Below are 25433 nucleotides of genomic sequence, written 5' to 3' on the forward strand. Positions count from 1 at the left end.
AGAGGGTCGATGGTAATATGCGCGCCATGGAAAAGTACCCTTATGTAATAACCGTCTCCTCTGAGAAAGGGGGAGTGGGCAAGACCACCCTGGCAATCAATCTGGCAATCTTCCTGAAGGCTCTCGACGAAGACCTCCCGGTCTCAATCTTCTCCTTCGACAACCACTTCACCATCGACAAGATGTTCTCCATCAAGGGACAGAAGTTGACGGGGAGCGTGGCCGACCTGCTGCTGGAAACGCCTGGCCGAGATCTATTGCACACCGGCCAGTACGGGGTGAACTACATCCCCTCTTCCAATTCTCTCCCCGAGCTGCGCGGCTCCTTCAAGGGACCGATGGTGCTGGCGAGGCTTCTGGCCATGGCGGACATCCCCGGCATCCTGATCGTGGACACCCGCCCGGACCTCGACATCATGACCCAGAACGCCCTCTTCGCGGCGGACCGGGTGCTGGTGCCGATCAAGGACATGGCGTCCATGGACAACTGCCGCAACATCTTCGAGCTCTTCGACAAGCGCGGGCTGGACCGGAAGAGCCTCACGCTGGTCCCCTGCCTGATCGACGAGAGGATCAAGTTCGACGGGATGTTCAAGGACCAGAAGACGCTCCTCAAAGCCTTCGCCATCAACCGGGGCTACCGCTGCTCCGACACCTTCATCTCCAAGAGCCCCAAGGTGGAGAGCCTCAACACGAACCCGGAAGGGAAGATCTACCCGATCCTCACCCACGGGCGCGGGACCGACGTCTTCTCCCAGTTCTCCTCGCTGGCCGACCTCACGCTGCAGGAGTGCCGCGAGACCACCGAGCCACGGGCGCTGCTCTTCGACAAGTGGCAAAAGGAAGAGGACCAGCGGAAGAAGGAAGCGTACTTCGGGAGGCTCACCGGCCTGAAGAGCGAATGCCTGGTCTGCGGCAGGGAGCTCAGCCAGGACTCCCAGATCGCCTACTACTGCGAAAGCTCCGACTCCGCGACCTGCGGCTACATCGAAGCCGACTGCTTCACGAGCTTCCTCGTCTCGGCCATCTTCCGGATCGGCCGCGAGCTGCCCGCCGAGGATCCGACCCGGCTGATGATCCACCAGACCGCCCGCCAGTCGGTCTTCGTGCTGACTCCCGGCGAGGGGGAGGCTCCCGACACCGTGGATTTCCACCGTTTCGACCTGGAGGGGAACCCGCTTTTGAAGAAGACCTATCCGTTGAACCTTGCCCCGGAGCGGGACGAGCTTTCCGGGATGGTGGAAGGGACCCTCGGCGGCTACGAGGGGCAGCTGCGGGACGCCTTCCTGATGGTGCACCCCGTCAACGGCGAGAACCCCGCCTCCATCCTGGTGGAGGACAACTACCGCGAGATGATGAAGCTGAAGAGAAGGATCGCCGAGCAGATCTACGTGTAGCAGGCGCTTCATCGAGTTTCACTGCAAACAAAAAGGCACCCTCCCATCGCGGAGGGTGCCTTTTTCATTTAAGTCCCCCTTTGAAAAAGAGGGGTAGGCAGCAAGCGGTCCCCCCTCCCCCTTGAGGGAGGGGGCGAGGGGGTGGGGGAAGTTTCCACGCAGCGCCGAAGTCGGCCTCCCCCCCACCCTGACCCTCCCCCTCAGGGGGGGAAGGGAAGAAAAGGGATTAGCGTACCAGCGCGGAGGCGTGGACGAAGGTGATGCCGGAGGCGGCCAGCTCGGGGAGTGCCGCTTTGAGGGTCTGGATGGTGGCAGGATGGGGATGGCAGATGGCTATCGCTTCCCCGCGTTTGCCCGCGATCGCGGCCGCCTTTTCCAGCTGGCTGCGGATGGCGGGGACGCTCTGGACGTTGTCGAGGAAGACCTCGCGGTCGCCGGTGCGAACACCCATGCGGCGGGCGACCCGGGAGCCGACCGAGGCGGGAGAAGTCTTGCTGTCGACGAAGAAGAGCCCCTTCTCCTTCAACACCTTCAGGACCACCTCCATCTTCCCGGCGTCCTGGGTAAAGCGGGACCCCATATGGTTGTTGGCACCGGTGGCGTGCGGGACCATCCCGAAGTAGCTCCGCGTCCGCTGCTCGACCTCGCCGTCGCTCATGGAGAGGAGCAGCCCGATCTTCTCCAGCGGCTGCTGCGGATACCCTTCCGGCTCCATCGGCATGTGGATCATCACCCCGGCACCGGCTGAATGGGCGGCATCGGCGACCTCGCGGGCATGGGCGAGACTGGGAATCACCGAGAAGGTCAGCGGGACGCCGATGGAGAGGAGCGCCTGCAGATCGCGTGGAGAGGCGCCCATGTCGTCGATGATGATGGCGAGCTTGCCGGGTCCTCCCCGGTGACGGATCGGCTCCACCGGCTGCTCGCGATGGGCGGGCGACGGGGCATGAGCCGCGGAGGTGGCCGCCGAGCTCATGGCGCCCATGGCCGGAGGGCGGGGAGGAATCGGCTCCTTGGAAGTGCTCTGGGTGGGCGCTTTCGGCGCCGGAGCCGGGAAGTGAACGAAGCGGTCGATCAGGAAAAAGCAGGCTGCGACCAGGACTATCGCCGCTGCCATGAGCATCACACGCCTGGCCCTGTTGTCAGGGCGTTTGCGCCGGTTAATCTTCCTCCCGTTTCTTGCCAATCAACTACTCCTGCAATCAGTCATAAGTTTCCAACAGCGGACTCGATCTTAGTCAAGAGGCGCGGCTCCTGCAACCGAAAAGTGACTGACTTCGAGGGGAATGGCGAAATGAGGAAAACGCGCGCCGCGAAGAAGCGTCAAGGGACCGGATGATACATTAGATAATTGTTGAAAATGAGCGAACCGTTATGTATAACCCCAAGGGAAGGTCCAGACGGGCAAAAGCGCCGCCGGATGACAGATCGGCGTTCAAGGAGAGGTACCGTGGTCCAGTGGCAGGAAAGTCTATCGATCGGGGTTCTGGATGTGGACATCCAGCATAAGCTGCTGTTCGAGAAGTTCAACGACTTCCTCCTGGCCTGCGACGCCCACCTCGATCATGAAGCCATCTACCGCCTCTTCTGGTTCGTCGAGGCCTACGCGGTGACCCACTTCAGCAGGGAAGAGGCCCTGATGAAGGAGTTGAACTACCCGGGACTTACCGGGCACCAGGAGATGCACCGCCGCTTCAGCGAGCAGGTGGCCGACTTCAAGGAGCAGCTCAAAAACGAAGGCCCCACCCCGGCACTGGTGGCGGCGATAAAAGATTTCATCGCCAGCTGGCTCGTGGAGCACATCTCCACGGTGGACAAGGGCATCGGAGCCTTCATGAACCAACAGGGGACAGCAGGCCAGTAGCCGCCGGTCGCCGGCCGCCGGTCGGACCTGTCAGACCTGTCAGACCTGTCAGACCAGTCAGACCAGCCGGAGCCAGCCACACAAACAACACCTGCACTCGCACCACCCCACCCCACCGCACTCGCCCCACCCCACCCCACCCCACCCCACCCCACCCCACCCCACCCCCACGCCCACGCCCGCAGCCACCCCTGCCCGCAGCCACGCACCCACACAGCCGTCCACACCCCCTGCCCCTCAGCACCTCACCCACCGACTTTCCCCGTTGACACCACCGGCCTTCGTGTAAAGATTATATTTTGCTAATAATTCAGCAAAGGAGGCTGGCATGACCGGGAAAGCTGCCCGCTGGATCTTCTGGATTGGAACCCTCTCCTCCGCCGTGATTTTCCTCTGGATGACCTACGACTTCCACCGCCAAACCCCAACCTTCGCCCACACCGACCGCCTCACCGCCGACGTCATCGCCGGGAAGAAGGTCTGGCACCGCTACAACTGCAACGATTGCCACACCATCCTCGGCTTCGGCGGCTACTACGCCCCCGACATGACCAAGGCCTTCTACCGCCTGGGGCCCAACAACATCGCCACCATCGTCATGCACCCCGAGGCGGTCTACAAGAACTCCTTCCGCAAGATGCCGCAACTCGGAGTGACCCAGCCCGAAATCGCCCAGCTGAACGCCTTCCTGAAATGGGTGGGCGAGATCGACAACCGGCACTGGCCGCCGCAGGACGAGAAGTTCGTCAAGGCCTACTACCAGCGCGCCGCCTCCCCGCAAAACCTCAGCAAGGTCGATATCGTGATGGGGGCCTGCGGCGGCTGCCACAGCTTCCAGAACCTCGGACGCAACGTGGCCGGTTCCTTCGACGACATCGCCAAGCGGATCGCCTACGACCGGGCCACCCTCATCCGCTACATGCTCAACCCGCAGTCGGTCAAACCGGGGATCGCCATGCCGCCCCAAAACGTCACCCCCGAGACGGCGGGGATCATCGCCGACTTCATCCTCGCCCTCAAAGTCCCCAAGGAGGTGCGCCAATGACGGCCATCGAATTCCCCAGCCAGCGCGTTTCGCTCTGGTACTTCCGCATCGCCCTGGTCCTCTTCATCCTGCAGGTCATCATGGGGCTGTGGCTCTCCATCAACTACGCCTTCACGCTGCCGCAGGCACTGGTCGACGTCTTCGCCTTCAACACCGCCCGCTCCATCCACACGAACCTCCTGGTCGCCTGGATGCTCCTGGGCTTCATGGGGGGGACCTACTACATCCTTCCGGTGGAATGCGAACGGGATCTCTACAGCACCAGGATCGCCTATCTCCAGCTGGCCATCTTCGTCCTCGCCGCGGTCACCGCCGTGATCGGCTTCCTCTTCCGCTGGACCCGGGGGAAACCGCTCCTCGAGATCCCCTTCCCGCTCAACGCCCTGATCGTGGTGGCCGCGCTCCTCTTCATCGCCAACGTCGCCATGACCATCTTCACCGCCAAGGTGAGATCGGCGCTGCAGTGGATGCTTTTAGGCGGGGTCGCCTTCCTCGCCGTCATGTACCTCTTCGGCATGCCCTTCTACCAGAACCTCAACACCGACTATTACTACTGGTGGTGGGTGATCCACCTCTGGGTGGAAGGGGCCTGGGAAGTGGTCACCGCCTCCATCGTCGCCTTCATCATCATGCGGGTCACCGGCGTCGACCGGAAGGTGGTGGAGAAGTGGCTCTACGTGGAGACCGGCCTCTTCCTCTTCACCGGCATCGTCGGGACCGGGCACCACTACTACTGGATCGGCGCCCCCGATTACTGGCTCTGGTGGGGCGGGGTCTTCAGCGCGCTGGAACCGCTTCCCATCGTGCTGATGGTGGTCGATACCTGGATGCACGTGCGGGAAAGGAAGAACCCGATCATCAACCCGCTCACCTGGTATTACATCGTGGGGCTCGCCATCTACCACCTGGTCGGGGCCGGCCTGTGGGGCTTCATGCACACCCTTCCCCCCATCAACTACTACACCCACGGCAGCCAGGTCACCGTCTCCCACGGGCACCTCGCCTTCTTCGGCGCCTACGGCATCCTCAACCTGACCATCTTCTACTTCGCGATGCCGCGGCTCAAAAACATCATCAAGTACCAGGACCGGCTGGGCCGGTGGGGATTCTGGATCATGACCATCGGCATGTTCCTCCTGGGCCTCGTCTTCGGGGTCGCCGGGATCCTGCAGACCTACCTGGAGCGCTTCCTCGACATCGGCTACAGCACCGCCCAGATCACCATGATGTTCTGGTTCAGGATCGCCTTCGGGATCGGCGTCGTCTTCCTGATCGGGGTCATCATCACCGTCTGGCATCTCTTCACCATCAAGCCCGCCCCCGACCAGCCGGCGGAGACGCTCAGCTCCGAACGGGGCCCGGCGGCGGAAGGGATCTGATCACCACTTAGACCTCCCGAAAGAAGGTTCCCCCCTTGTCAAAGGGGGGACAGGGGGGATTTGCCTTACTGGTCGAGAGGCAAATCCCCCTAAATCCCCCTTTAACAAGGGGGACTTGATTGCCCCACAGACACAAAAAGAGCGCCGGGAACCTTTCGTTCCCGGCGCTCTTTTTTCTGCCTTCGCCCCTTCGGGCTACTGCCTTCCTGCTAGGCGAGCGTCGCCTTCAGGTCGTCGTCCACGTTGCCGATCTGGCCGATGTTGAAGTTGTCGACCAGGAACTTGAGGACGTTGGGGGAGAGGTAGGCCGGCAGGGCCGGACCGAGCTTGATGTTCTTGATCCCGAGGTGCAGAAGCGACAGCAGGATGACGTGGGCCTTCTGCTCGTACCAGGAGAGGATGAAGGAGAGCGGAAGGTCGTTGACGCCGCAGTTGAAGGCGTTGGCGAGCGCCAGGGCGATCTGCACCGCGGAGTAGGCGTCGTTGCACTGGCCGACGTCCAAGAGACGCGGGATGCCGCCGATGTCGCCGAACTCCTCCTTGTTGAAGCGGAACTTCCCGCAGGCCAGCGTCAGGATCATGCAGTCCTTGGGCACCTTTTCCGCGAACTCGGTGTAGTAGTTTCTTCCCGGCTTGGCGCCGTCGCAGCCGCCGATCAGGTAGAAGTGCTTGACCGCGCCGCTCTTCACCGCCTCGATGACCTTGTCGGCCACCCCGAGGACGGCGTTGTGGCTGAAGCCGACCGTGATCTCCTTGGAGGGAGCGTCCGGGAGATCCGGGGCCTCCAGCGCCTTGGTGATGACGTCGTCGAAGTGCCAGCCGGTTAAATGCTTGACGCCGGGCCACCCGACCTCGCCCCAGGTGAAGAGGCGGTCGTTATACTGGTCGGCCGGCCGCTGGATGCAGTTGGTGTTGAAGATGATGGCGCCCGGGAAGTTCTGGAACTCCTTGTACTGATCCTGCCAGGCGCCGCCGAAGTTGGCGTAGAGGTGGGAGTATTTCTTGAGCCCCGGATAGCCGTGGGCCGGGAGCATCTCGCCGTGGGTGTAGACGTCGATCCCCTTGCCGTCGGTCTGCTTGAGGAGTTCCTCGAGCATCCTGAGGTCGTGGCCGGAGACCAGGATCCCCTTCCTCTTGCGGGTCCCGAGCTGGACCTTGGTGGGAACCGGCGCCCCGTAGTGATCGGCGTGCCCCTCGTAGAGCATACCCATCACCTGGATGTTCATCTTCCCGACCTCCATCGAGAGGGTCACGTAATCCATGAGCCCCAGGGAGGGATCGGCGGTGGCCGCCAGCGCCTTGTGGTAGAACGCGAAGACGTCTTCGTCCTTTTTGCCGAGATGATAGGCGTGGGTGGTGTAGGCGGCCATCCCCTTCAGGCCGTAGTTGACGAGCTCGATGGCGCTCAGGATGTCGGGGTCGCTGTGCTGGGTTTTCACCCCGTGCTCCTTACCTTGGGCGACCAGGGCCGGGAGGCTGTCGGCGATGTTCCAGGTGGCCGGACCGGCGGCGATGGCGGGAGCGGCGCTCCCGTTCTTGGCGAGATAGGCCTTCTCGTAAAGCCCCTTCGCCTTCTCCTTCTCGTCGAAGCACTTTCTCAGCTTCCCGGCGATCTGGACGGCGTCGAAGTCGACGTTGGTGACCGTGGTGAAGAGCCCCTCGATGAGGAACTTGTCGATCGTCTCGTCCTTGGCGCCCAACGCGCGGGCCTTGTCCGCGTAGACCGCGAGCCCCTTCAGGCCGTACAGCATCAGGTCCTGGAGAGCGGCCACTTCCTCGTTCTTGCCACAGACACCGACCACTTCGCACCCGGTCCCCTTGGCAGCCTGCTCACATTGACGGCAAAACATTCCCATAGAAACACTCCTCCTTTGAGTTTGCGATTAACGCTGAGGTGACACCAGCAAAACTCCTGAAGTATATCCGGGAAAATGGTTCCGGCAACTTCTGCCACTGCGACTTTCTTTCTCAACCTGCGAGGCCTGTAGAAACGTCAGAGCTTAGGTGGTACAGTCTGTACAGGATGGACGTTATTTTGTGGAAGTTTGGGAGGCGCCATGGCTAAGGACACCAAGACACTTTGCAAGTGGGACAAGGACGACATCAAGGACGATTTCAAGGAGCTGAAGAAGATCGTCTCCACCCCTGCCTTTGTCTGCAAAAAATGCTGCAGGGTTGCCAAGAAGGAAGAGTATCTCTGCAAGCCGGAGGAACTCTGAGAGCTCACCGCCCGCTCAGTTCATCCATCACCCTCTCTATCAGCACGACGTGGTAACGGGCGTGCTGCACCAGGAAGTACAGCCACTGGTACATGTCGAGCCACCCCGACCGGTTGACCGACATCCTGATGCGGCATAGCCTCCCCTCCCCCTCCCTCATCGACTCCAAAAGCTCAACGCACCTCTTTCGCTGGTTTTCCAGCTGCTCGCGGATCTCCCCGGCGCAGGGAAGGCCGGTCGGGATCATATGCCGCGGGGGCGCCCACGCGAAGGCGTCCGGATCGGCGATGGCGGCCAGGAGCCCGAGATCGCTCTCCCCTTCCGCGACGGCGCCGGCGGCCTTCCTCTTCAAGGCGGTGCGGCACCCCTTGCCGATGGTCAACAAAAGGAAGCGGTCCGCCAGGGCCACGTGCTCCAGGTGCTCGGCGATGGTCCAGGCATCCTCCCGGCCGGGGCGGCGGGTCAATAGCTCTCCGGGAAGCCCGCAAAGGGCATCCAACTGGGTGAAGACCTCCACCACCGCCCCCATCACCCTATCTACCGCTGCAACCACTGGCATAGCGATCCTCTCTTCGACCAAAATCGATTAAGTACTGGCTGTGACTTGATAATCGGGGAATACCAAATAAACTAACCAGTGGTCCTTGTTATTCCAGACGGCGCAACAACTCACAAAAGTGGCGATTATCTTTTGCCCAAAGGTTGCTTGCCAGCGTCTCACCCAGTGGAGGAAAACATGAATCAGCAGGAAGGTTACGCGGACGAGGTGGTCAAGGGATTCATAACGTGGAGCATCGTCTGGGGGACGGTCGCCATGCTGGTCGGGCTGCTGATCTCCCTCCAGATCGCCTTTCCCCAACTGAACGTCCCCCCCTACCTCACCTACGGAAGGCTCCGCCCGATCCACACCAACGCCGGGATCTTCGGCTGGGGGATCGGGAGCTTCATGGCCTTCTTCATCTACATGACGCAGCGCCTGTGCAAGACCAGGCTCTGGAGTCCCGGCCTTGGCCGCATTCAGCTCTGGCTCTTCAACATCACCATCGCGACCGCCGCGGTGACGCTGCTGCTCGGGATGAACCGGAGCAAGGAGTACGCGGAGCTCGAATGGCCGGTGGCCTTGATGGTGGTGGTCCTCTGGGTGATCTTCGCCGTCAACATCGTGATGACCATCGTGAAACGGCGCGAGGAGCAGATGTACATCACGCTCTGGTACGTGCTGGCCACCCTGGTCGGGGTCGCCATCCTCTACCTGGTGAACAACGCCGGCATCCCGGTGTCGCTGACCAAGTCCTACAGCGCCTACGCCGGGGCCAACGACGCCAACGTGCAGTGGTGGTACGGGCATAACGCGGTCGCCATGGTGCTCACCACCCCGCCCCTGGCCATCTTCTACTACTTCCTCCCCAAAGCCACCGGGGTTCCCATCTACAGCCACCGGATGGGGGTGATCGCCTTCTGGAGCCTCATCTTCATGTACCTTTGGACCGGCGCCCACCATCTCCTCTGGACCCCGGTCCCCGACTGGGTCCAGACGCTGGCCATGGCCTTCTCGATCATGCTGATCGCCCCCTCCTGGGCGGCGGTCTTCAACGGCTACTACTCGATGGAAGACCAGTGGCACCAGATGCGGGACAACTACCTCACCAAGTTCCTCATCTTCGGCATCACCTTCTACGGGATCCAGACCCTGCAGGGTCCCGCCCAGGCGGTGCGCACCTTCTCGGCCTTCATCCACTACACCGACTGGGTCCCCGGCCACGTCCACATGGGGGCGCTCGGCTGGGTATCGCTGGTGATCTTCGCCGCCATCTACTATTCGCTGCCGAAACTCTACCACACGGAGATCTACAGCGTCCCGCTGGCCAACCTCCACTTCTGGCTCGCGGTGACCGGACAGCTGATCTTCTCCATCAGCATGTGGATCGCCGGCGTGCAGCAGGGGGCCATGCTCAACGCGACCAACCCGGACGGCAGCCTCCACTACAGCTTCATGGAAACCGTCGTCGAGCTCTACCCCTACTGGTACATGCGCGCCTTCGGCGGGGTCGTCTACTTCGCCAGCATGCTGGTCTTCCTCTACAACATGTACAAGACCATCGCCCGCGGCAAGGCCGGCGCGGCGCAAACCGCCTAGAAAGGAGTGGTCATGTTCGAGAAAAAGCCCGTCATCCTGCTGCTATTGGCTGCCGCCACCATCATGGTGGGGACCGTCATCACCATGATCATGCCCTTCAAGTGGATCAACGATCCCAAGCTCGCCATAGCGTCGGTGAAACCGTACACACCCCTCCAGCTCGAGGGGCGCGACATCTACATCCGCGAGGGGTGCAACAACTGCCATACCCAGACCGTGCGGCCGCTCCTCTCCGATACCGAGCGCTACGGCGAATATTCCAAGGCGGGCGAGTTCGTCTACGATCAGCCCTTCCTCTGGGGGTCGCGGCGCACCGGGCCCGACCTGGCGAGGATCGGCGCGAAGTACCCGGACGCCTGGCACTACAAGCACATGCGCGACCCGCAGTCGATGGTGCCGCGCTCCAACATGCCGAAGTACGCCTTCCTCGACCGGCCGCTTGACACGAGCCTCACCGAGAAGAAGATGAAGACCTTGAACTTCCCGTACACCCAGGCCGACCTCCAGGCGGTCAGCGGCAAGAGCGAGATGGACGCCCTGGTCGCCTACATGCAGAAGCTGGGCAACGACATCCCCTGGAGACAGAGCCAGCAGGCCCAGGTGGTGGGCGAGGCCAAGAACCCCTACCAGGACAACCTCGCGGTGATCCCGGAAGGGAAGAAGGTCTACGACGAGAGCTGCGCCCAGTGCCACGGCAAGGACCTCAAGGGCGAGGTGGGGCCGCCGCTCATCGACCTCGACAAGCCGGACGCCCAGGTGTTCAACTCCATCTTCGGGGGCATCCAGACCGGCGGCATGCCGGCCTTCGGCAGCAGCCTCGGCAAGGAAAGCATCTGGAAGGTCGTCACCTACATCAAGTCGACCCACAGGCGCTGATATGGACCTCTCCGGCATCGTTTACCTGGGGTTCACCGTCCTTTTGTTCCTCGTCTTCGCCGCCATCGTGGCCCGCACCTACAGTCCGGGGCGCAAGGAGCGGGGAGAGGAGCCGAAATACCGGATGATGGACGAAGATTGAAGGCCAATTCCAAGGAGGATTACCATGTCGGATCTCGACAAGGAATACGATGGCATCAGGTACAAGGCGAAGGATACCCCCCCCTTGATCTTCAAGGCTCTCTTCACCGTTTTGGTGATCTGGGCGGTCTGCTTCATGGGGTACTACCTCTTCAGCGGCTGGAGCTCCGAGGGGGAATTCGCCGCCATCAAGCGGGCCAAGGAGGCGAGGCTCGCCGCCGAGAAGTCCAAGGGGGGACAGGCCGCGCTGCCGGTCAACGAGGAGAGGCGGAGCACCGAGCTGCTGGCGGCCGGCAAGAAGGAGTTCGCCGAGCGCTGCGCCTCCTGCCACGGCCCCGACGCCAAGGGGGGGATCGGCCCCGACCTGACCAAGAAAACCTACAAGTACGGCAGGACCGCTCCCGAGGTGATGCAGACGCTGGTCGAGGGGCGCCCGGGCGGGATGCCCTCCTTCCGGAGCGAACTGTCCAAGGACAAGCTCGAGGGGCTCGTTGAGTACGTCCTCTCGCTCTAACACGGGGGGGGAGATCCCCCTCATCGGCCCCAAACGCAGGCTGGTGCAATGGCTCGCCAGCCTGCTCATTCTCCTCATCCCGTTCGTGCGGGTGGGGGGCGATTCGCTATTGCGGCTCGACGCGGCCAGCCGGACCCTGCTCCTCTTCGGGGCGCGGATCCGGATCGAGGAGTTCTATCTCTTCCTCTTGGCCACCCTGATCTTCGTCTTCGGTTTTTTACTCGTCACCATGCTCTTCGGGCGGGTCTGGTGCGGCTGGTTCTGTCCCCAGACCACCGTCTGCGATCTGGCCGACTGGCTGGACGCCCGGGTGGCGCGGCTGCCGAAACCGGTGGCGGCGGCCGTCAGGCACGGGGGGTACCTCCTCCTTTCCTTCCTCATCGGGAGCAACCTGGTCTGGTACTTCATCCCCCCCGGCGAATACGTGAGGAGGCTCGCGTCGGGAGAGCTCGGGATGGTGGCGGGGATTACCCTGGTCTCCATGCTCCTCCTGGTCTACCTGGACCTGACCCTGGTGCGGCGGGGCTTCTGCAAGACCGTCTGCCCCTACGGGCGGATCCAGCTATTGACCACCGAGGCGGGGACCCTCACCCTCGAGTTCGATCCGGAGAGAAAGGACGAGTGCATCCGCTGCGCCGCCTGCCTGAGGGCCTGCCCGATGGGGATCGACATCCGGGACGGGCTGAAGATCGAGTGCATCAACTGCGGGCGCTGCCTCGACGCCTGCCGGCTGGTGATGGCCAAAGGGAAGCGGCCGGGGCTCTTCCATTACACCTTCGGCGGCAGCGGTGGAAGCCCCTCCGCCCTTTTGAACAGGAAGTCGATCCTTTTGGCCGGCGTGCTCGTGCTCCTAACCGTCGTCCTGGCGCTCGGAGTGACCCACCGCCGGGAGGCGACCGTCAAGGTGCAGCGCTCCGCCTCCGCAGAGGTGAAAAGACTCTCCGACGGCACCATCGTCAACTTCTACCAGGTCTTCCTGGAGAACCGCTCCACCCAGGCGGCCGCCTTCTCGCTGGAGGCGGCACCGGTGAATGGTTACCGGGTGGAGCTGGTCGGCCCGGTCCGCGAGCTGAGTCTCGCTCCCAACGAGAACCGGAAAGTGGATGTGGCGGTAAAGGTCGCCCCCGCCCCCCCGGCCAACATGGCCCTGGAAATAAGGCTGATGCGGGACGGCAAAGTGATCGCCACCTCCCCCCTCCCGCTCCTAGTTAACTAATCCCCGGAGGGAGGGCGAGTGTGTGGTGGAAGCCCCGCCCCAGCGAGATTGTCAGCACAACATCCCCCCTCCCCCGGAGGGAGGGGGCAAGGGGGTGGGGGAAGCCCGCCGAAAGGACATTGCCAGCAGCGCAAAAGGCAGCTCATCCCACGCCCCCGCCGATGCAAGAGAAACCAAAGTCCCCCCCTTTGAAAAAGGGGGGGCAGGGGGGATTTAAAACGTTGGCCCCTTTTTCAAAGGGGGACTTCAAAAGAAACCAACTTACGAGGAGATCAATGACCGCAGAAGATTCCTCAATCCGCCGCTGGAAGCTGGCCCTGGGCACCTTGGTCGGGCTCTTCCTGATCGGCATGGCCATCAGTTTCACCCTCGCCGCCCGCAAGGTGACCCGGGTAGTCGACCGCGACTACTACACCCACGGCCTCCAGTACGGGCAGTGCCTTCCCACCGCCGACTGGACGATCGCACCCTACGTCCAGAAGGGATACCTGGTCGCCCGGGTGGTGGACAGCGGGGGAGGCCTCCTGCGGGGAGGGCGCCTGCAGTTCGAGCCCGAGGAGGAAGACCGGAGCCGGGCCGCCGCGCTGGCCTTCGCCGAATCCTCCCCCGGCGTCTTCAAATCCACCGCACCGCTCCCCCCCAACACCGAGTTGCACGGGACACTCCGTTTCATCCGCGGCGAGGCGAACACCTGCCGGAAAGTGGTCCTCTTCAATTGATTGGGATCTGCTTCCACTGCGGCGCGCCGGTACCCCCGGGGATGCCCTCCATCGACGGCGGCAGCGCCGGAACCCTCCTCTTTTGCTGCCCCGGCTGCCACGGCGCCTACCTCCTCATCACCGGCGCCGGGCTCGACGACTTCTACCGCCGGCGGCAAGCCACCGTCGACGGCCCCTCCCCTGCCGCCTTCCAGGAAACCTTCGACGACGCCTATCTCTCCCGCTTCGTCCGCCCCGCAGGCGACGCGAGCGCCATCGACATCATCATCGACGGCATCCGCTGCGCCTCCTGCGTCTGGCTGAACGAGAAGGTGATCGGCAGGATACCGGGTGTAAAGGAGGCGAGGGTCAATTACGCCACCGGCCGTGCCCGCGTCGTCTTCGAGGCCGATACCGTCACCCCGGCCGGGATCTTCTCCCGGATCGCCGAGCTCGGCTACCGCCCCCGCCCCTACTCCGAGACGGCGCGGGAAGAGGGTGCGAGGCGGGAGCAGCGGGATCTATTATTCCGGCTCGGGACCGCCTTTTTCCTCACCATGCAGCTCATGGCCTACTCCTTCTCCCTCTACGCCGGATACCTCCAGGGGATGGACGCGCAGACTAAGGAGTACCTGCAGTTCTTCTCCCTCCTCGTCACCACCCCCGTCATCTTTTACAGCGGCCGCCCCTTTCTCTCCGGCGCCTGGCGCTCCGTCGTCAACCGCGCCCCCAACATGGATCTCCTGATCGCGCTCGGCGCCCTCTCCTCCTACCTCTACAGCGTCTATCAGCTCTGGGCCGGCGGCGAGGTGTATTTCGAGACCGCCGCCATGATCGTCACCCTCATCCTGGCCGGAAGGCTTCTGGAGAACATGGCGCGCCGCCGCGCCTCGGGGGGGATCGAACATCTCCTGGGACTCTGCCCGGCCGAGGCACATCGAGTGACCGGGGATGGCGTCGAGAAGGTCGATCCGGCTGAGCTCAAGGTAGGAGACCTGGTGCTGGTGGCGGCCGGGGAGCGGTTCCCGGTGGACGGGGAGGTAAGGAAGGGAACAGGCGAGGTAGACGAATCCCCCGCCACCGGAGAGGCTCTACCCGTCCTGAAGTCGCCGGGAGATCCGGTGATCGCCGGGAGCTGCAACCTGAGCGGGACCTTGACCATCGCCTGCGAGAAAGAGGCGGCCGACAGCTTCATAGCCCGGGTGGCGCGGCTGGTCGAAGAAGCCCAGAGCCGCCGCGCCCCGATCCAGGGGATAGCCGACCGGGTCAGCGCCGTCTTCGTCCCCGCCGTCCTGGCCCTTTCCGCGGCCACCTTTCTCTGGAAATACCTTTCCGGCCACCCGCTCGGGGCCTCGCTGATGGACTCACTCTCCGTGCTGGTCATCGCCTGCCCCTGCGCGCTCGGCCTCGCCACCCCGACCGCCATGGTGGCGGCCACCGGCGCCGCGGCCATGGGAGGAGTAATCTTTCGCGGCGGCGATGTGCTGGAGAAACTCAGCCGGATCAAGAGCGCCGCCTTCGACAAGACCGGCACCCTCACCTGCGGCTCCCCTACCCTCGTTGAGATCCTCCCCGCCAAGGGGCATAGCGAGGAAGAGCTGCTGGCAACTGCGGCGGCGCTAGAGGCAGGATCGCGCCACCCGCTCGGTAAGGCGCTCGTACAAGCGGCCCAGTCAAAAGGCCTCCTGATTAGTCACTATCCTCCGCTTAGCCATACTCTCCCTCCCCTTCAAGGGGAGGGGCGGGGTGAGGATAGGGATAACGGCCATCTCCCCCTTCCCGCCGAAGAGATCAAGGAAGTGGCCGGCGGCGGGATCACTGGCCTGATCCAAGGCAAGAAGGCGGTTGCAGGCAGCCCCCGTTTCCTCACCGCCCAGGGAGTGGCAGTCCCGACCGACATCATCATCCCCGACCGCTCCCTCCTCGTCTGCGTAGCGGTCGAAGGAGCCATGCTCGGCACCATCGTTCTGAGAGACCGGCTCCGGGAGGATGCGAAGCCGCTGGCCGCCTACCTTGAGCGTGCCGGGATCGAGACAGTGCTGTTGAGTGGGGACCGAGTCGAGGCCGCGCGCGAGACGGCCGAAGCGGTAGGAATCAAGGAGTGGCGTGGGGAACTCTCCCCCGCCGACAAAGTGGAAACCGTCGAGCGCCTGCGGGCGCGTGGCGGAGTCCTGATGGTGGGCGACGGCATAAACGACGCCCCGGCATTGTCCGCAGCCGACGTAGGATGTGCCGTTGCCGGAGGAACCGATCTCGCCGTAGAGAGTTCCGAGCTAGTGCTGGTGAAGCCGAACCTCGAGCGGCTCATCTTCGCGCACCGGACCGCCCGGCGGGCGATGAACGTGATCCGGGAGAACCTGGTCTGGGCCTTTTTGTACAACGCCATCGGCATTCCCCTCGCGATGACCGGCAAGCTCACCCCGATCTACGCCGCCGCGGCGATGGCACTCAGTTCGATCTGTGTAGTAGGGAACTCATTGAGACTGACAAGGAGTAGCAAAGCGTGACTCAATCACTGATGATGCTGTTGATCCTATCCCTCTTCCTCGGCTGTGCCTGCTGGCTCATCTTCATGTGGGCGGTACAGAAAGGAGAATTCAACGACGTCGAGCGTCCCAAGCACAGGATGCTGGACGACGACGATGTCCCGCCCAAGCAGGAAAAACAATAGCCCCCCTCTTTTCCCCACCCCTATTTAATTAATTCACTTTGACAAGACTGCTTAATCTTTATATAGTCCTTTCCACCTAACCCTCGACTACTCTCACAGCTGGTTCGACATGCAAGCAGTCGAGGTAATGGGATCGAAGCAGTGATATAGACCATTGTGACGTTTTGAGGAGGATTCTATGGACCCAATGACAATGACAGCTTCATTAGCAGGCGCAGGCGCTGGTTTAGAAGTTGTAGATAAAACCCAACGCATCATGGCGACGGCGATCAAAAACCTGTATGGCGCGGCAAGGAGTCTAGAAGATTATCTAGACGATCATATTGAGAAGATGAAATTGTCAGACGATACTACTGTTTCGCGCACAGGCAGAGTGTTGGAAAATGCGAAGGTAGGCTTTGGGGTCGGGATGCTCCCCCCACTTATTGTGATCGCCGGTGGACAGTTGCTACTCGGCAATCCTCTTTCCGCAGTTGGTGCTATCCTGTCGGCTCCCTTCAATCCCATTGTCATGACCTGCGCCGCTGTAGGCGCCGTTTATTATGGTTGGGGTGCGTTGAGTGAGCAGGAACGAGCTGAACTCCTGGAAAAAGTCAGTGAGGGGCTGAATGTCGGCGTTGAGTTCGTCAAATCTGTAATTTTATTTGTGCGAGAAAAGATCAAATTGATCTTGAGTAAGGAAAATGTTGAAGAATTTAAAAAGTACATTAACTCCGTAGCTGCTTCCTTTGGTAGGTCCCTGGCTGATGTGACCCGCAAAGCCATCGACAAGGTGAAGGATGCCTTTGACGTGCTTGTCGAAAAGGCCGGCGCAGCAATTGAAAAAACAGCCGGCGCAGCTAGCGGCGCATATGACAAACTCAAGAAGACCGCCGAACCGAGTGGTGAGGTGGCCGGGAAAACTACTAGTAGCCACGCTACTGAAGCTGAGAAGCATGCCACTACCTGTGGACGGAATATCGGTTTCTCCTACATCGGTTCTGTCACCGGAGGGGTAAGGGTCGTGCTGGCAAAAAGTTCATTTGCTGTGTCGGAAGATTTTTTCAAAATGATGATCGAGACTTTTGCTGGTCGAACTGTCATGGGTGGCTTTTCGACGACAAACCCTATACCTGAGGGTTTTGGGGAATGGGTCCGGGATCAATCACAGGAATATAATTGCCAAACGCTGTCCCCTCGGCATGCATCGTTCATTGCTGGAATTTTAAGGAATGAGGGCAAGCTTAGGAGTGAGCGTGTTAATAACTCGATTCGCCTAGTTTTTGAACCAATACGATAGACGAATTGAGGGGGACGCCAAACCCGGCCGGTCAACTTCCACCTTGAATAAATAGACCTATCTTATATGTAATAGGAGGAGACATGCCAAACAATCTTACCAACTATAGAGTTTTCATTGCTTCCCCAAGAGGTTTAGACGACGAAAGAACCTGCTTTAAATCGTGCATTCAAAATTTTAATGAATCAGATGCAAATCACAGAGGAGTGCACTTTACACCTGTGGGTTGGGATATAACGCTAGGAGGTGTTGGACGCCCTCAAGGTCTTATAAATGAAGAAATAAAAACATGCGATTACTTCATTTTATTGTTGCATGACAGGTGGGGCAGTTATCCAGGATCATCAACAGAAACAAGATTTTCCTCTGGGACAGAGGAAGAGTTTCATGTTGCCTTCTCATTATTCAACGACACCAAGATGCCGATGAGGGAACTTGTATTATTTTTTAAGGCTGTAAGTGATCGGCAATTAAGTGATGCTGGAGAACAACTGCAAAAAGTACTTGCATTTAGAAAGGAACGCGAAAAATTGAATGATTTTTTATATCATACATTTGACACAATAGAGAATTTTGCCGAATTATTTAGGCGGCATTTAGCAAAATGGGTGAGAGAGCACGAAACAAATACTAAAATAAACCAAAATACAGGACTGGTAATAGATAAAGATAAGATCAAATTTAAAGATGTTCACCTCTCTGCATATACTAGTACAATGAACGATGAACTACTTATAAGTGCCGAGGAACTTGCGTCATCAGGAGACCTAGTAGAAGCAGAGGTTGCATTTTCAAAACTTGTGGTTAAAGGAGGAAATCCTTGGGCATTAGCCCGGTATGGCAGATTTTTAAGAAAAATCGGGCAAGCTAGTAGGGCAAAGGTAGTGCTAGACGAAGCGTTAGACCTATCGGCAGAAATGAAAGACATTCATACAAAAGCCTACGCAACTAGGCAATTGGCTAGATTGCAAGAAGATCAAGGAGATTTTGTTTCATCAACTGCACTTCTCAGAAAAGCAAATGCTCTGTATGAGACCTTTTCCGACTTCAACGGCATGGCAAGGTCGTTGAGAGATTTAGGTCAGATTCTTAGAAAAAGGGGTCTACTAGAAGATGCAATACACGAACTAGAAGAGGCAAGAAAAATATACATCAATATGGATAATAAAGAAGGGCAAGCTTCAACGCTTGGATATTTGGGTCTTGTCTATCGCTCATTGGGTAAATTAAAACATGCAGAATTAGCACATAATGAATCCCTACATCTCCAACAAGAATTGGGCAATGAGGAGGCTCAAGCTATTGCGTTAGGCAATATTGGAGTTATTTTAAGGCAACAGGGGAAACATGAAGAAGCTAAACAAAAACACATCGACGCCTTTGAAATTCATGAGAAACTTGGCAAGATGCAAGGCGTGGCTAGAGAGTTGAGCAATCTTGGTACAGTTTTTAGACACCTAGGAGAACTTGCAACATCTCGGGAATACCATGAAAGATCTCTTGCTCTATCGGAACAAATGGGCAACAAGCATGGCATAGCAATACAGCTTAGTTGTATAGGGCAAATAGATACATTAGAGGGCAATTATGAATCTGCAGAAAAGCATCATTTAAAGGCGCTAAGCATTAACAAATCCACGAATGAGGCTCAGAGCATCGCAATACAATACAAGAACCTAGCCACCATTTACAGACTAAATAAGGAAGTCAGCAAGGCAAAAGACATGGCTTATAACTCTCTGAACATAAACGAGAAATATCATTTCAAGAGTGGCATTGCACAGTGTAAAATTGAGTTGGCTAAAATCTCGTTACAAGCAGAAGAAGCCGAGCAGGCAAATATTCATTTAGTAGAAGCATTAGCTCTTTCATACGAAATTGGGGCTGAACACGATTGCAATACAATAAAGTCAATAATAGAGGCCATAAAAAATCAGAATACTGAAGTAGTAGGTAATTTTGTCCAAAATCCTACTTTAAATTAGGCGTACTTGCACTTGGGCCACCGATTTCTAAGATCGTAACCCTTACTCCCCAGTTTGGGATTTAAGGACCACGCCCCTGTTGTGATACTCCTTGGAGGATGGAACTATGAGAAGAACTTTTTTTTCGTTTCACTATTTGCCTGACGTTTGGCGTGCCTGGAATGTTCGAAACAGCTGGGTAGTAAAACCTGAGGATCAAGCCGACAGCGGTTTTTTCGATAGTAGCGTGTTCGAAGCATCCAAGAAAGAGAGTGATGAGAATCTAAAAAATTTCCTACGTGACGGGCTGAAAAACACCTCTGTGACGTGTGTACTCGCGGGCACTGACACATGGAGTCGCCGCTGGGTCAGATACGAAATAGCCCGTAGTGTAATTAAGGGAAATGGTTTATTGACCGTCTACATTCATGGTGTCAAGAATAAAGATGGGGTCACAGCCGTAAAAGGAGCCGACCCACTTGCACAAATGGGTGTGTACAGAACTGAAAAGGGAATTTACCTTGCTGAGTGGAAGGGCGGTAATTGGATTAAATACAGTGACTACACACTCGCCATCCCCGAGAGCGACCTATGGTTCACCGCCCCCGGTGATAACAAAATCGTACAACTCTCCAATCACTGTATGAGCTATGATTTTACAACACAAAACGGGCGACAGAACATCGGCGGATGGATAGAGACAGCTGCTGGGCTCGCTGGACGATGAGGCAACGCCAATGACAACAGGGCCTTACCAGATACTTATGCTCGGTTCGGATGAGGGGTGCCGTGGTCAGTTACAACGGCTACTAACAACAAGACTAGCTGAAGTTGGTGTAGAACTAGCGGCCATACGTTTTATCAGCGAGGAGGCGGCTTCTACTAGGGACGCGCGTGCGCCCCTTGTTGCGATCTTTTTCGGAGCTCCCGCATATACGGTTGATACTCCACTCGTCGATGACCTAATCGAAGACTCCATTACGGTCGTGCCTTTAGTATCATCGCTGGAACAAGTTCACACGGAGATCCCGCCACAGCTAAGGTTTATAAATGCGTTGGAGTTCGGCCTTAGTGGCGAGGGGATCGAACGTGTAGCAACTCTCGTGCTGGAGGCTTTTCGTCTGCTTCGCCGCGAACGACGGCTCTTTATCAGTTACCGGCGTGTTGATTCTCAGCCCTTTGCAGAGCGACTCTACGACGCGCTGGATGCACGAGGTTTTGATGTGTTCATTGACGTGCGTTCGGTGCCTCCAGCAGTGGATTTCCAGTCCGAACTATGGCATAGGATGTCTGACTCTGATGTTGTTGTCCTTATCGATACCCCTGGCTTTCGCGAAAGTCGCTGGACAACCGAGGAGCTTGCCAAGGCGAACGCCACCAATATTCAGATACTCCATCTACTGTGGCCTGGACAGGAGGAGGATGGAGCCTCATCTTTCAGCCACTTCATGAGGCTTGAAAGGCGAGACTTTAGATTAGGGCTTGTAATGGCGCAAGGTAGATGGGTGAAACAGCACACGCTCGCTCGCATATGTGACGAGGCCGAGCGACTGCGTGCACGTGCCATTGCCGCGCGTCACCGTTATCTAATCGACAATTTCTGCGACGCAGCCGAAGACTTAGGATTGGATACAGTTATACAACCCTACCAATGGATTCTGGTTAAAACGCCTGGATGTAGTAAATCTTTAGTCGTCGTGCCAGCAGTTGGCCTGCCAACTTCTAGTCGCATCAATGAGATATTTAATTCGTTGGAGAATCCAGCCATGAATACTCGGGACGTCTGGATCATCTACGATAATAGAGGTGTTCTTAATAGCTGGCTAAAGCATCTGGACTGGCTAGATATGCACCTGCCCATCCGAACCGTCCGAATGGCGCAAGCCCCCGAAATTCTTAGTGGATTCATCTCATGATTAATATTTTCCTTTCGGCCAGTGTGCCGCTCCCGAACAGAGACCGCCGATTCTTCGATACAGCTGACGTCCTCGCCATTCGGGAGGCTGTAAAGGCTTTAGTCGAGGTGGTTCTTCCGATCGGACGGATTACCTGCGGCGGTCACCCTGCAATAACCCCTTTGTTATCCCTTTTTGTGCGCGAGGCAGAACTGTGTCAAGACAAGGTGACTATCTTTCAGAGTGCGCTCTTTAAAGGAAACATGCCTGTAGAACTTGCTGATTTCATCAACGTCCGGGTCATCCCCGCGGTCAACACAGACCTTGATGCCAGTCTCAAGCTAATGCGCAAGGAGATGGTGACTAGTCAGCATTTCGAGGCCGCAGTAGTCATCGGCGGAATGGAAGGCGTGCTCGAAGAGGTGGATCTATTTAGTCATCACAACCCAAGCGCCGTCGTACTACCGCTAGCGTCGACAGGTGCAGCGGCTGCTATTATTTACTCAAAAGGCTGCTATGACAAAGAACTCGCTCGCGAGCTAACCTTCGCAAGCTTATTTCGCCGGAAATTCCAATTGTTTATTGAATAGAAAGATGGCAGGGATGATGGCCTGGTTGCCTTAATACAAATCTTCAACCAGCGGCGGCACGCGGTCTCCGCTACGCTCCGCCGGTGCGCCTTGTGACGTTGGACAGAAACTGAAAAAGGAGGATTTATGAACATCAATGACCTTAAGAGAGAATATGAGACCGCCGGAAATGGGTGGCTGCGGGCCGCGTTCGGGAGTATCGTCCGGAGAAATTATGACGAAATCGGGAAAATGAGCCCGGACGAGCGAAAAAAATTAATCAAGGCCATAGGGGCACCAGAAACCTATATTTCTGAATTAAACAAAGAGCTGAAGGGGGTGGAGTACGACAAGATTCATAAGCATATTCGATAGTTTTGGTCCGGGTTGTTCACCTTGAGCTGAAGGAGGCAAAAGGTCAGCCTGGGGGTCAAGTCTTGAATGTTGAATTTCCGGGAAACCGTTTAAAACGAAATTCAAGAATCAAGACCTGACCCTCGGTCCCACAAACCCGGCCGATCAACTTCCGCCGTTTGCCGGCGAAAAAAAGATCGGATAGCCATTTAGTTTGGAGGAACTTATGGAAGAAATCTTCAAGATAGCTTCTTCTGTTTCGACCCCTTTGGCGCTTGGTGGATTCTTTGCTGCTGTCGTATTCTTCACGTTTGGTCAGATTATTTCAAAGGGCAAGTTTCCCAAGTTCACGGCTATTATCGCTGAAGACCTGCTTGCATTGATTATAAACAGGCTATTCTGGCTAGCACTTATTGCTATGACTCTTGGATTTGTCGCATACATATTGCCTAACCCGGCGTCTGATCCCAGACATAAACTGGAGACCATGCCATCGCCACCCTTTTCCTCACCTTCCCGCGTGACTGAACACAACTCCTGGCGCGTATTCGATGCGTGGGTAAGACAACATCCAGAAATAGTCAGACAATACGGCATGCCGAAGGAAGTCAAGTTTGTAAGTTTGCATGAGCAGAACTTCAAGGCTGGATATGTAGCTTATAATGTTTCTGATGCCTGGTCAGTGTGGTTGTTTACAAGAACCAATAAGTTCCAAAAACTGGGTAATCCTCTTAGACATCTCACTCCCGGGCCTGGGTTCACTGTTGACGAGAACGTTTTCAACGAAGTCACTAGAGGGCTCAACGCACAAGAGAAAAAGATTTATCGTTCTCTGGTGGAAGGGCGGGTGAACTCAGCTGGTTTTAAAGGAATTGGTATTATTGGAGGAATTGGAACCCTTTATATTCAGAATCGCCTGCGAGACGTATTTGGCCCACCCACTGAGAACGAAGTCTTCGTTGCCGATGCGGTATATGCCAGTGCCGACGGCTACGAGGTTCTGGCTGGCCTACGGCACGGTTTGGAAACGCCGAATCCTGATTCACCAAAATCAGTGTACGTTCTTTTCAGAGACGGTAGTTTCTTGCGGCAAGTTCAATTTCCGCAACCTTATCGGTAACATGTGACAGACAGCGGATCAGCCTGGGGGGCGGTCAGCCTGAGGGGATCGAGGGGGACGCTTATACGATTCATGCGTTTCTCGAATGAGCAGGGGACAGAAAAGGGGGGGGCCCGAAATGGACATTCCACGGATCTTCAACATCACCGAAAGTGCTCACCGCATCCATAACCCGTTCACACCTGAAAAACTCGCCACTCTCGGCGCGGCGCTGCGTCTGGAAACGGGGACCCGCGTGCTCGATCTCGGCAGCGGTTCGGGAGAGATGCTGTGTACCTGGGCACGCGATCACGGTGTCATCGGCACCGGCATCGACATGAGCCAGTTGTTCACCGAGCAAGCAAAACTCCGTGCTGTAGAACTCGGCGTCACCGATCAAGTCGAGTTCATCCATGGCGATGCTGCTGGCTACGTAGCTGACGAGAAGGTCGGGGTGGCAGCCTGTATCGGGGCCACGTGGATCGGAGGGGGAGTCACCGGCACTATCGAGCTTCTGGCGCGGAGCCTGCGCACCGGAGGGATTATCCTCATCGGCGAGCCCTACTGGCGGCAATTACCGCCGACGGAAGCTGTTGCCAAGGGGTGTCTTGCCAACTCAATCTCCGACTTTCTCATGCTCCCTGAACTTATCGCGTCTTTCGGCCACCTTGGCTATGATGTCGTCGAAATGGTTCTTGCTGACCAAGACAGCTGGGACAGATACGAGGCGGCCAAATGGCTCACCATGCGCCGATGGCTTGAAGCCAATCCCGACGACGAGTTAGCGAAAGAGGTTCGAGCCCAACTGACTTCGGAACCCGAGCGCTACGCCGCTTACACGCGTGAATACCTGGGCTGGGGTGTATTCGCGCTGATACCGCGGTGATAGCGTTGGCGCATCCGGTGGATCCTCAACGGCTGGAGACAACCCAAAGAGATCAGCCTTCACTTTTTCAGTAAATCGAAGAGGTCGGTGCAGTAAATGTAGCCTGTCCCCTTTTCCGGTCCCCCTTTTCCGGTCCCGCAAGAAGCCCAACTAGAACCTGCCGGACAGCTTCGTCTGAGGAAAACATGCAACAGTATGTAGCGCTGTTTCGAGGAATCAATGTTGGTGGCAGCAACATTCTGCCCATGAAGGAACTGGCGGCGCTTCTGGAAGCCCAGGGGCTTCAGCAGGTCGTTACGTATATCCAAAGTGGCAACGTAGTCTTCGAATCCGAGGAAGCCGACAAGACACGGCTCTGCGTGGGTATCCGCTCCGCGGTCAAAGACCGTCACGGCTTCGACCCCTTCACAATCCTCTTGGAGACGAGTGAACTGGAGCAGGCCATGGCGGCGAACCCGTTCTCTGAGGCCGTCGCCGCACCGAATACCCTGCATCTGTTCTTCCTGGCGGCAGCTCCCATGAGCCCCAACATGTCGGCACTCGAAAAATTGAGGGGCGAAAACGAGCGGTATGCTTTGCAGGGCGCAGTCTTTTACCTTCACGCTCCGGACGGGATCGGCAAGTCCAAATTGGCCGCCAACTCAGAAAAACTCCTCGGCGTCCCCGCTACCAGCAGGAATTGGCGGACCGTGATGAAGCTTCTAGAACTGACTCAGAGATCTTCAAAACCCTCCCGTTAAGAACCAGTCTCTTCAAAAGGAATCGAGAGGGACGAAGGAATCGAGGGGGATGGCCATGCGATTCATGCGTTTCTCCAATAACCAGAGGAGGACAAGATGAAGGTTCGCATGAAAGGCATTCAACGCATAAGCGTTTGCCGGCCCCCTGCCGCTACCACCACGATTGCTGCAGCTAACAACACTGTGCTTTTCATGTAGTACCCTCCCCGATTTTAAGCCATCCCTATCTTTAGCCCCACCGGGGCGGCCCCCGTCTCTACCTTCGATGCGGCTATTGCCATCACTTCCGAGACTTCAACAGACCGTAGGCGGCAATGCCGATTGCCGTGATCAGTGAAGTCTCAGGGCCGCCAACTGGCGTTACCGGGATTTGAGAGGCATTGACGGGAGGTGGAGGAGGCCCCGCCCATGCCACGCTGAAAAGACTGCCGATCGTAAGGGCTGCGAGGAAGCCGTGAACTGCCATCCGGACCAATTTCTTGAGCATTGA

Annotated in this window: 25 protein-coding genes; 22 read left to right on the forward strand and 3 right to left on the reverse strand. The window is 57.9% G+C overall.

Features of this window, described 5'->3' with window-relative positions:
- Positions 1-17 precede the first annotated feature (17 nt).
- Positions 18-1397: a ParA family protein gene (locus tag L4X63_RS12190; RefSeq protein WP_250678910.1), complete on the forward strand. Its 1380-nt coding sequence runs from the start codon at positions 18-20 to the stop codon at positions 1395-1397.
- A gap of 226 nt (positions 1398-1623) precedes the next feature.
- Here L4X63_RS12190 and L4X63_RS12195 read toward each other — a convergent pair whose 3' ends face one another.
- Positions 1624-2514, reverse strand: coding sequence for a divergent polysaccharide deacetylase family protein (locus tag L4X63_RS12195; protein WP_250678911.1), 891 nt, complete (start codon positions 2512-2514; stop codon positions 1624-1626).
- A gap of 333 nt (positions 2515-2847) precedes the next feature.
- Here L4X63_RS12195 and L4X63_RS12200 point away from each other — a divergent pair, with 333 nt between their 5' ends.
- The 3 genes from L4X63_RS12200 (at position 2848) to L4X63_RS12210 (ending at position 5685) form a co-directional block, all read left to right on the forward strand.
- The gene (locus tag L4X63_RS12200; protein WP_250678912.1) at positions 2848-3261 is read left to right on the forward strand and encodes a bacteriohemerythrin; all 414 of its coding nucleotides are present in this window, start codon (positions 2848-2850) and stop codon (positions 3259-3261) included.
- Between the two features lie 328 nt (positions 3262-3589).
- Positions 3590-4306: a c-type cytochrome gene (locus L4X63_RS12205; RefSeq protein WP_250678913.1), complete on the forward strand. Its 717-nt coding sequence runs from the start codon at positions 3590-3592 to the stop codon at positions 4304-4306.
- Entirely contained in the window at positions 4303-5685 is a 1383-nt protein-coding gene (locus tag L4X63_RS12210; RefSeq protein ID WP_250678914.1) for a cbb3-type cytochrome c oxidase subunit I, read from the forward strand. The genes L4X63_RS12205 and L4X63_RS12210 overlap by 4 nt, the downstream gene beginning before the upstream one ends.
- A gap of 209 nt (positions 5686-5894) precedes the next feature.
- Here L4X63_RS12210 and hcp read toward each other — a convergent pair whose 3' ends face one another.
- Entirely contained in the window at positions 5895-7541 is a 1647-nt protein-coding gene (hcp, locus tag L4X63_RS12215; RefSeq protein ID WP_250678915.1) for a hydroxylamine reductase, read from the reverse strand.
- A 201-nt stretch (positions 7542-7742) separates the two neighbouring features.
- Here hcp and L4X63_RS12220 point away from each other — a divergent pair, with 201 nt between their 5' ends.
- Positions 7743-7904 (forward strand): hypothetical protein, encoded by a 162-nt coding sequence (locus tag L4X63_RS12220; protein WP_250678916.1) that lies wholly within the window; start codon positions 7743-7745, stop codon positions 7902-7904.
- Between the two features lie 4 nt (positions 7905-7908).
- On the opposite strand, the gene L4X63_RS12225 is transcribed toward L4X63_RS12220, so the two are convergent.
- Entirely contained in the window at positions 7909-8463 is a 555-nt protein-coding gene (locus tag L4X63_RS12225; protein ID WP_250678917.1) for a DinB family protein, read from the reverse strand.
- Between the two features lie 177 nt (positions 8464-8640).
- Between L4X63_RS12225 and L4X63_RS12230 the strand changes: the two genes are divergently transcribed.
- The 17 genes from L4X63_RS12230 (at position 8641) to L4X63_RS12310 (ending at position 24943) form a co-directional block, all read left to right on the forward strand.
- Complete coding sequence (locus tag L4X63_RS12230; RefSeq protein ID WP_250678918.1) at positions 8641-10041, forward strand: cbb3-type cytochrome c oxidase subunit I; 1401 nt, start codon at positions 8641-8643, stop codon at positions 10039-10041.
- A 12-nt stretch (positions 10042-10053) separates the two neighbouring features.
- Positions 10054-10917 (forward strand): cbb3-type cytochrome c oxidase subunit II, encoded by an 864-nt coding sequence (locus tag L4X63_RS12235; RefSeq protein ID WP_250678919.1) that lies wholly within the window; start codon positions 10054-10056, stop codon positions 10915-10917.
- Between the two features lies 1 nt (position 10918).
- Positions 10919-11059, forward strand: a complete 141-nt coding sequence (locus L4X63_RS12240) for a cbb3-type cytochrome c oxidase subunit 3 (RefSeq protein ID WP_250678920.1) — start codon at positions 10919-10921, stop codon at positions 11057-11059.
- 24 nt (positions 11060-11083) lie between these two features.
- Positions 11084-11572, forward strand: coding sequence for a c-type cytochrome (locus tag L4X63_RS12245; protein ID WP_250678921.1), 489 nt, complete (start codon positions 11084-11086; stop codon positions 11570-11572).
- 43 nt (positions 11573-11615) lie between these two features.
- A complete protein-coding gene (locus tag L4X63_RS12250) occupies positions 11616-12788 on the forward strand; it encodes a 4Fe-4S dicluster domain-containing protein (RefSeq protein ID WP_250678922.1) in 1173 nt (390 codons plus the stop codon).
- Between the two features lie 275 nt (positions 12789-13063).
- Entirely contained in the window at positions 13064-13507 is a 444-nt protein-coding gene (locus tag L4X63_RS12255) for a hypothetical protein (RefSeq protein WP_250678923.1), read from the forward strand.
- The gene (locus tag L4X63_RS12260; RefSeq protein ID WP_284694616.1) at positions 13504-15993 is read left to right on the forward strand and encodes a heavy metal translocating P-type ATPase; all 2490 of its coding nucleotides are present in this window, start codon (positions 13504-13506) and stop codon (positions 15991-15993) included. The genes L4X63_RS12255 and L4X63_RS12260 overlap by 4 nt, the downstream gene beginning before the upstream one ends.
- Positions 15990-16157, forward strand: a complete 168-nt coding sequence (gene ccoS, locus L4X63_RS12265; protein ID WP_250678925.1) for a cbb3-type cytochrome oxidase assembly protein CcoS — start codon at positions 15990-15992, stop codon at positions 16155-16157. Before L4X63_RS12260 ends, ccoS begins: the two co-directional genes overlap by 4 nt.
- Positions 16158-16335: 178 nt before the next feature.
- Positions 16336-17436, forward strand: coding sequence for a hypothetical protein (locus L4X63_RS12270; RefSeq protein ID WP_250678926.1), 1101 nt, complete (start codon positions 16336-16338; stop codon positions 17434-17436).
- A gap of 83 nt (positions 17437-17519) precedes the next feature.
- A complete protein-coding gene (locus tag L4X63_RS12275) occupies positions 17520-19421 on the forward strand; it encodes a tetratricopeptide repeat protein (protein ID WP_250678927.1) in 1902 nt (633 codons plus the stop codon).
- 106 nt (positions 19422-19527) lie between these two features.
- Entirely contained in the window at positions 19528-20127 is a 600-nt protein-coding gene (locus L4X63_RS12280) for a TIR domain-containing protein (RefSeq protein WP_250678928.1), read from the forward strand.
- 37 nt (positions 20128-20164) lie between these two features.
- The gene (gene thcB4, locus L4X63_RS12285; protein WP_250678929.1) at positions 20165-21316 is read left to right on the forward strand and encodes a Thoeris type III anti-phage system protein ThcB4; all 1152 of its coding nucleotides are present in this window, start codon (positions 20165-20167) and stop codon (positions 21314-21316) included.
- A complete protein-coding gene (gene thcA / locus L4X63_RS12290) occupies positions 21313-21885 on the forward strand; it encodes a Thoeris type III anti-phage system protein ThcA (RefSeq protein WP_250678930.1) in 573 nt (190 codons plus the stop codon). The genes thcB4 and thcA overlap by 4 nt, the downstream gene beginning before the upstream one ends.
- A gap of 126 nt (positions 21886-22011) precedes the next feature.
- Complete coding sequence (locus tag L4X63_RS12295) at positions 22012-22239, forward strand: hypothetical protein (RefSeq protein WP_250678931.1); 228 nt, start codon at positions 22012-22014, stop codon at positions 22237-22239.
- Between the two features lie 205 nt (positions 22240-22444).
- Positions 22445-23338, forward strand: coding sequence for a hypothetical protein (locus L4X63_RS12300; protein WP_250678932.1), 894 nt, complete (start codon positions 22445-22447; stop codon positions 23336-23338).
- Positions 23339-23456: 118 nt separating this feature from the next.
- Positions 23457-24203, forward strand: a complete 747-nt coding sequence (locus L4X63_RS12305) for an SAM-dependent methyltransferase (protein WP_250678933.1) — start codon at positions 23457-23459, stop codon at positions 24201-24203.
- Between the two features lie 185 nt (positions 24204-24388).
- The gene (locus L4X63_RS12310; RefSeq protein WP_250678934.1) at positions 24389-24943 is read left to right on the forward strand and encodes a DUF1697 domain-containing protein; all 555 of its coding nucleotides are present in this window, start codon (positions 24389-24391) and stop codon (positions 24941-24943) included.
- The last annotated feature ends 490 nt before the right edge of the window (positions 24944-25433 follow it).

Origin of the sequence: Geomonas sp. Red32 (assembly GCF_023652955.1) — a bacterium.
Classification (GTDB): domain Bacteria; phylum Desulfobacterota; class Desulfuromonadia; order Geobacterales; family Geobacteraceae; genus Geomonas.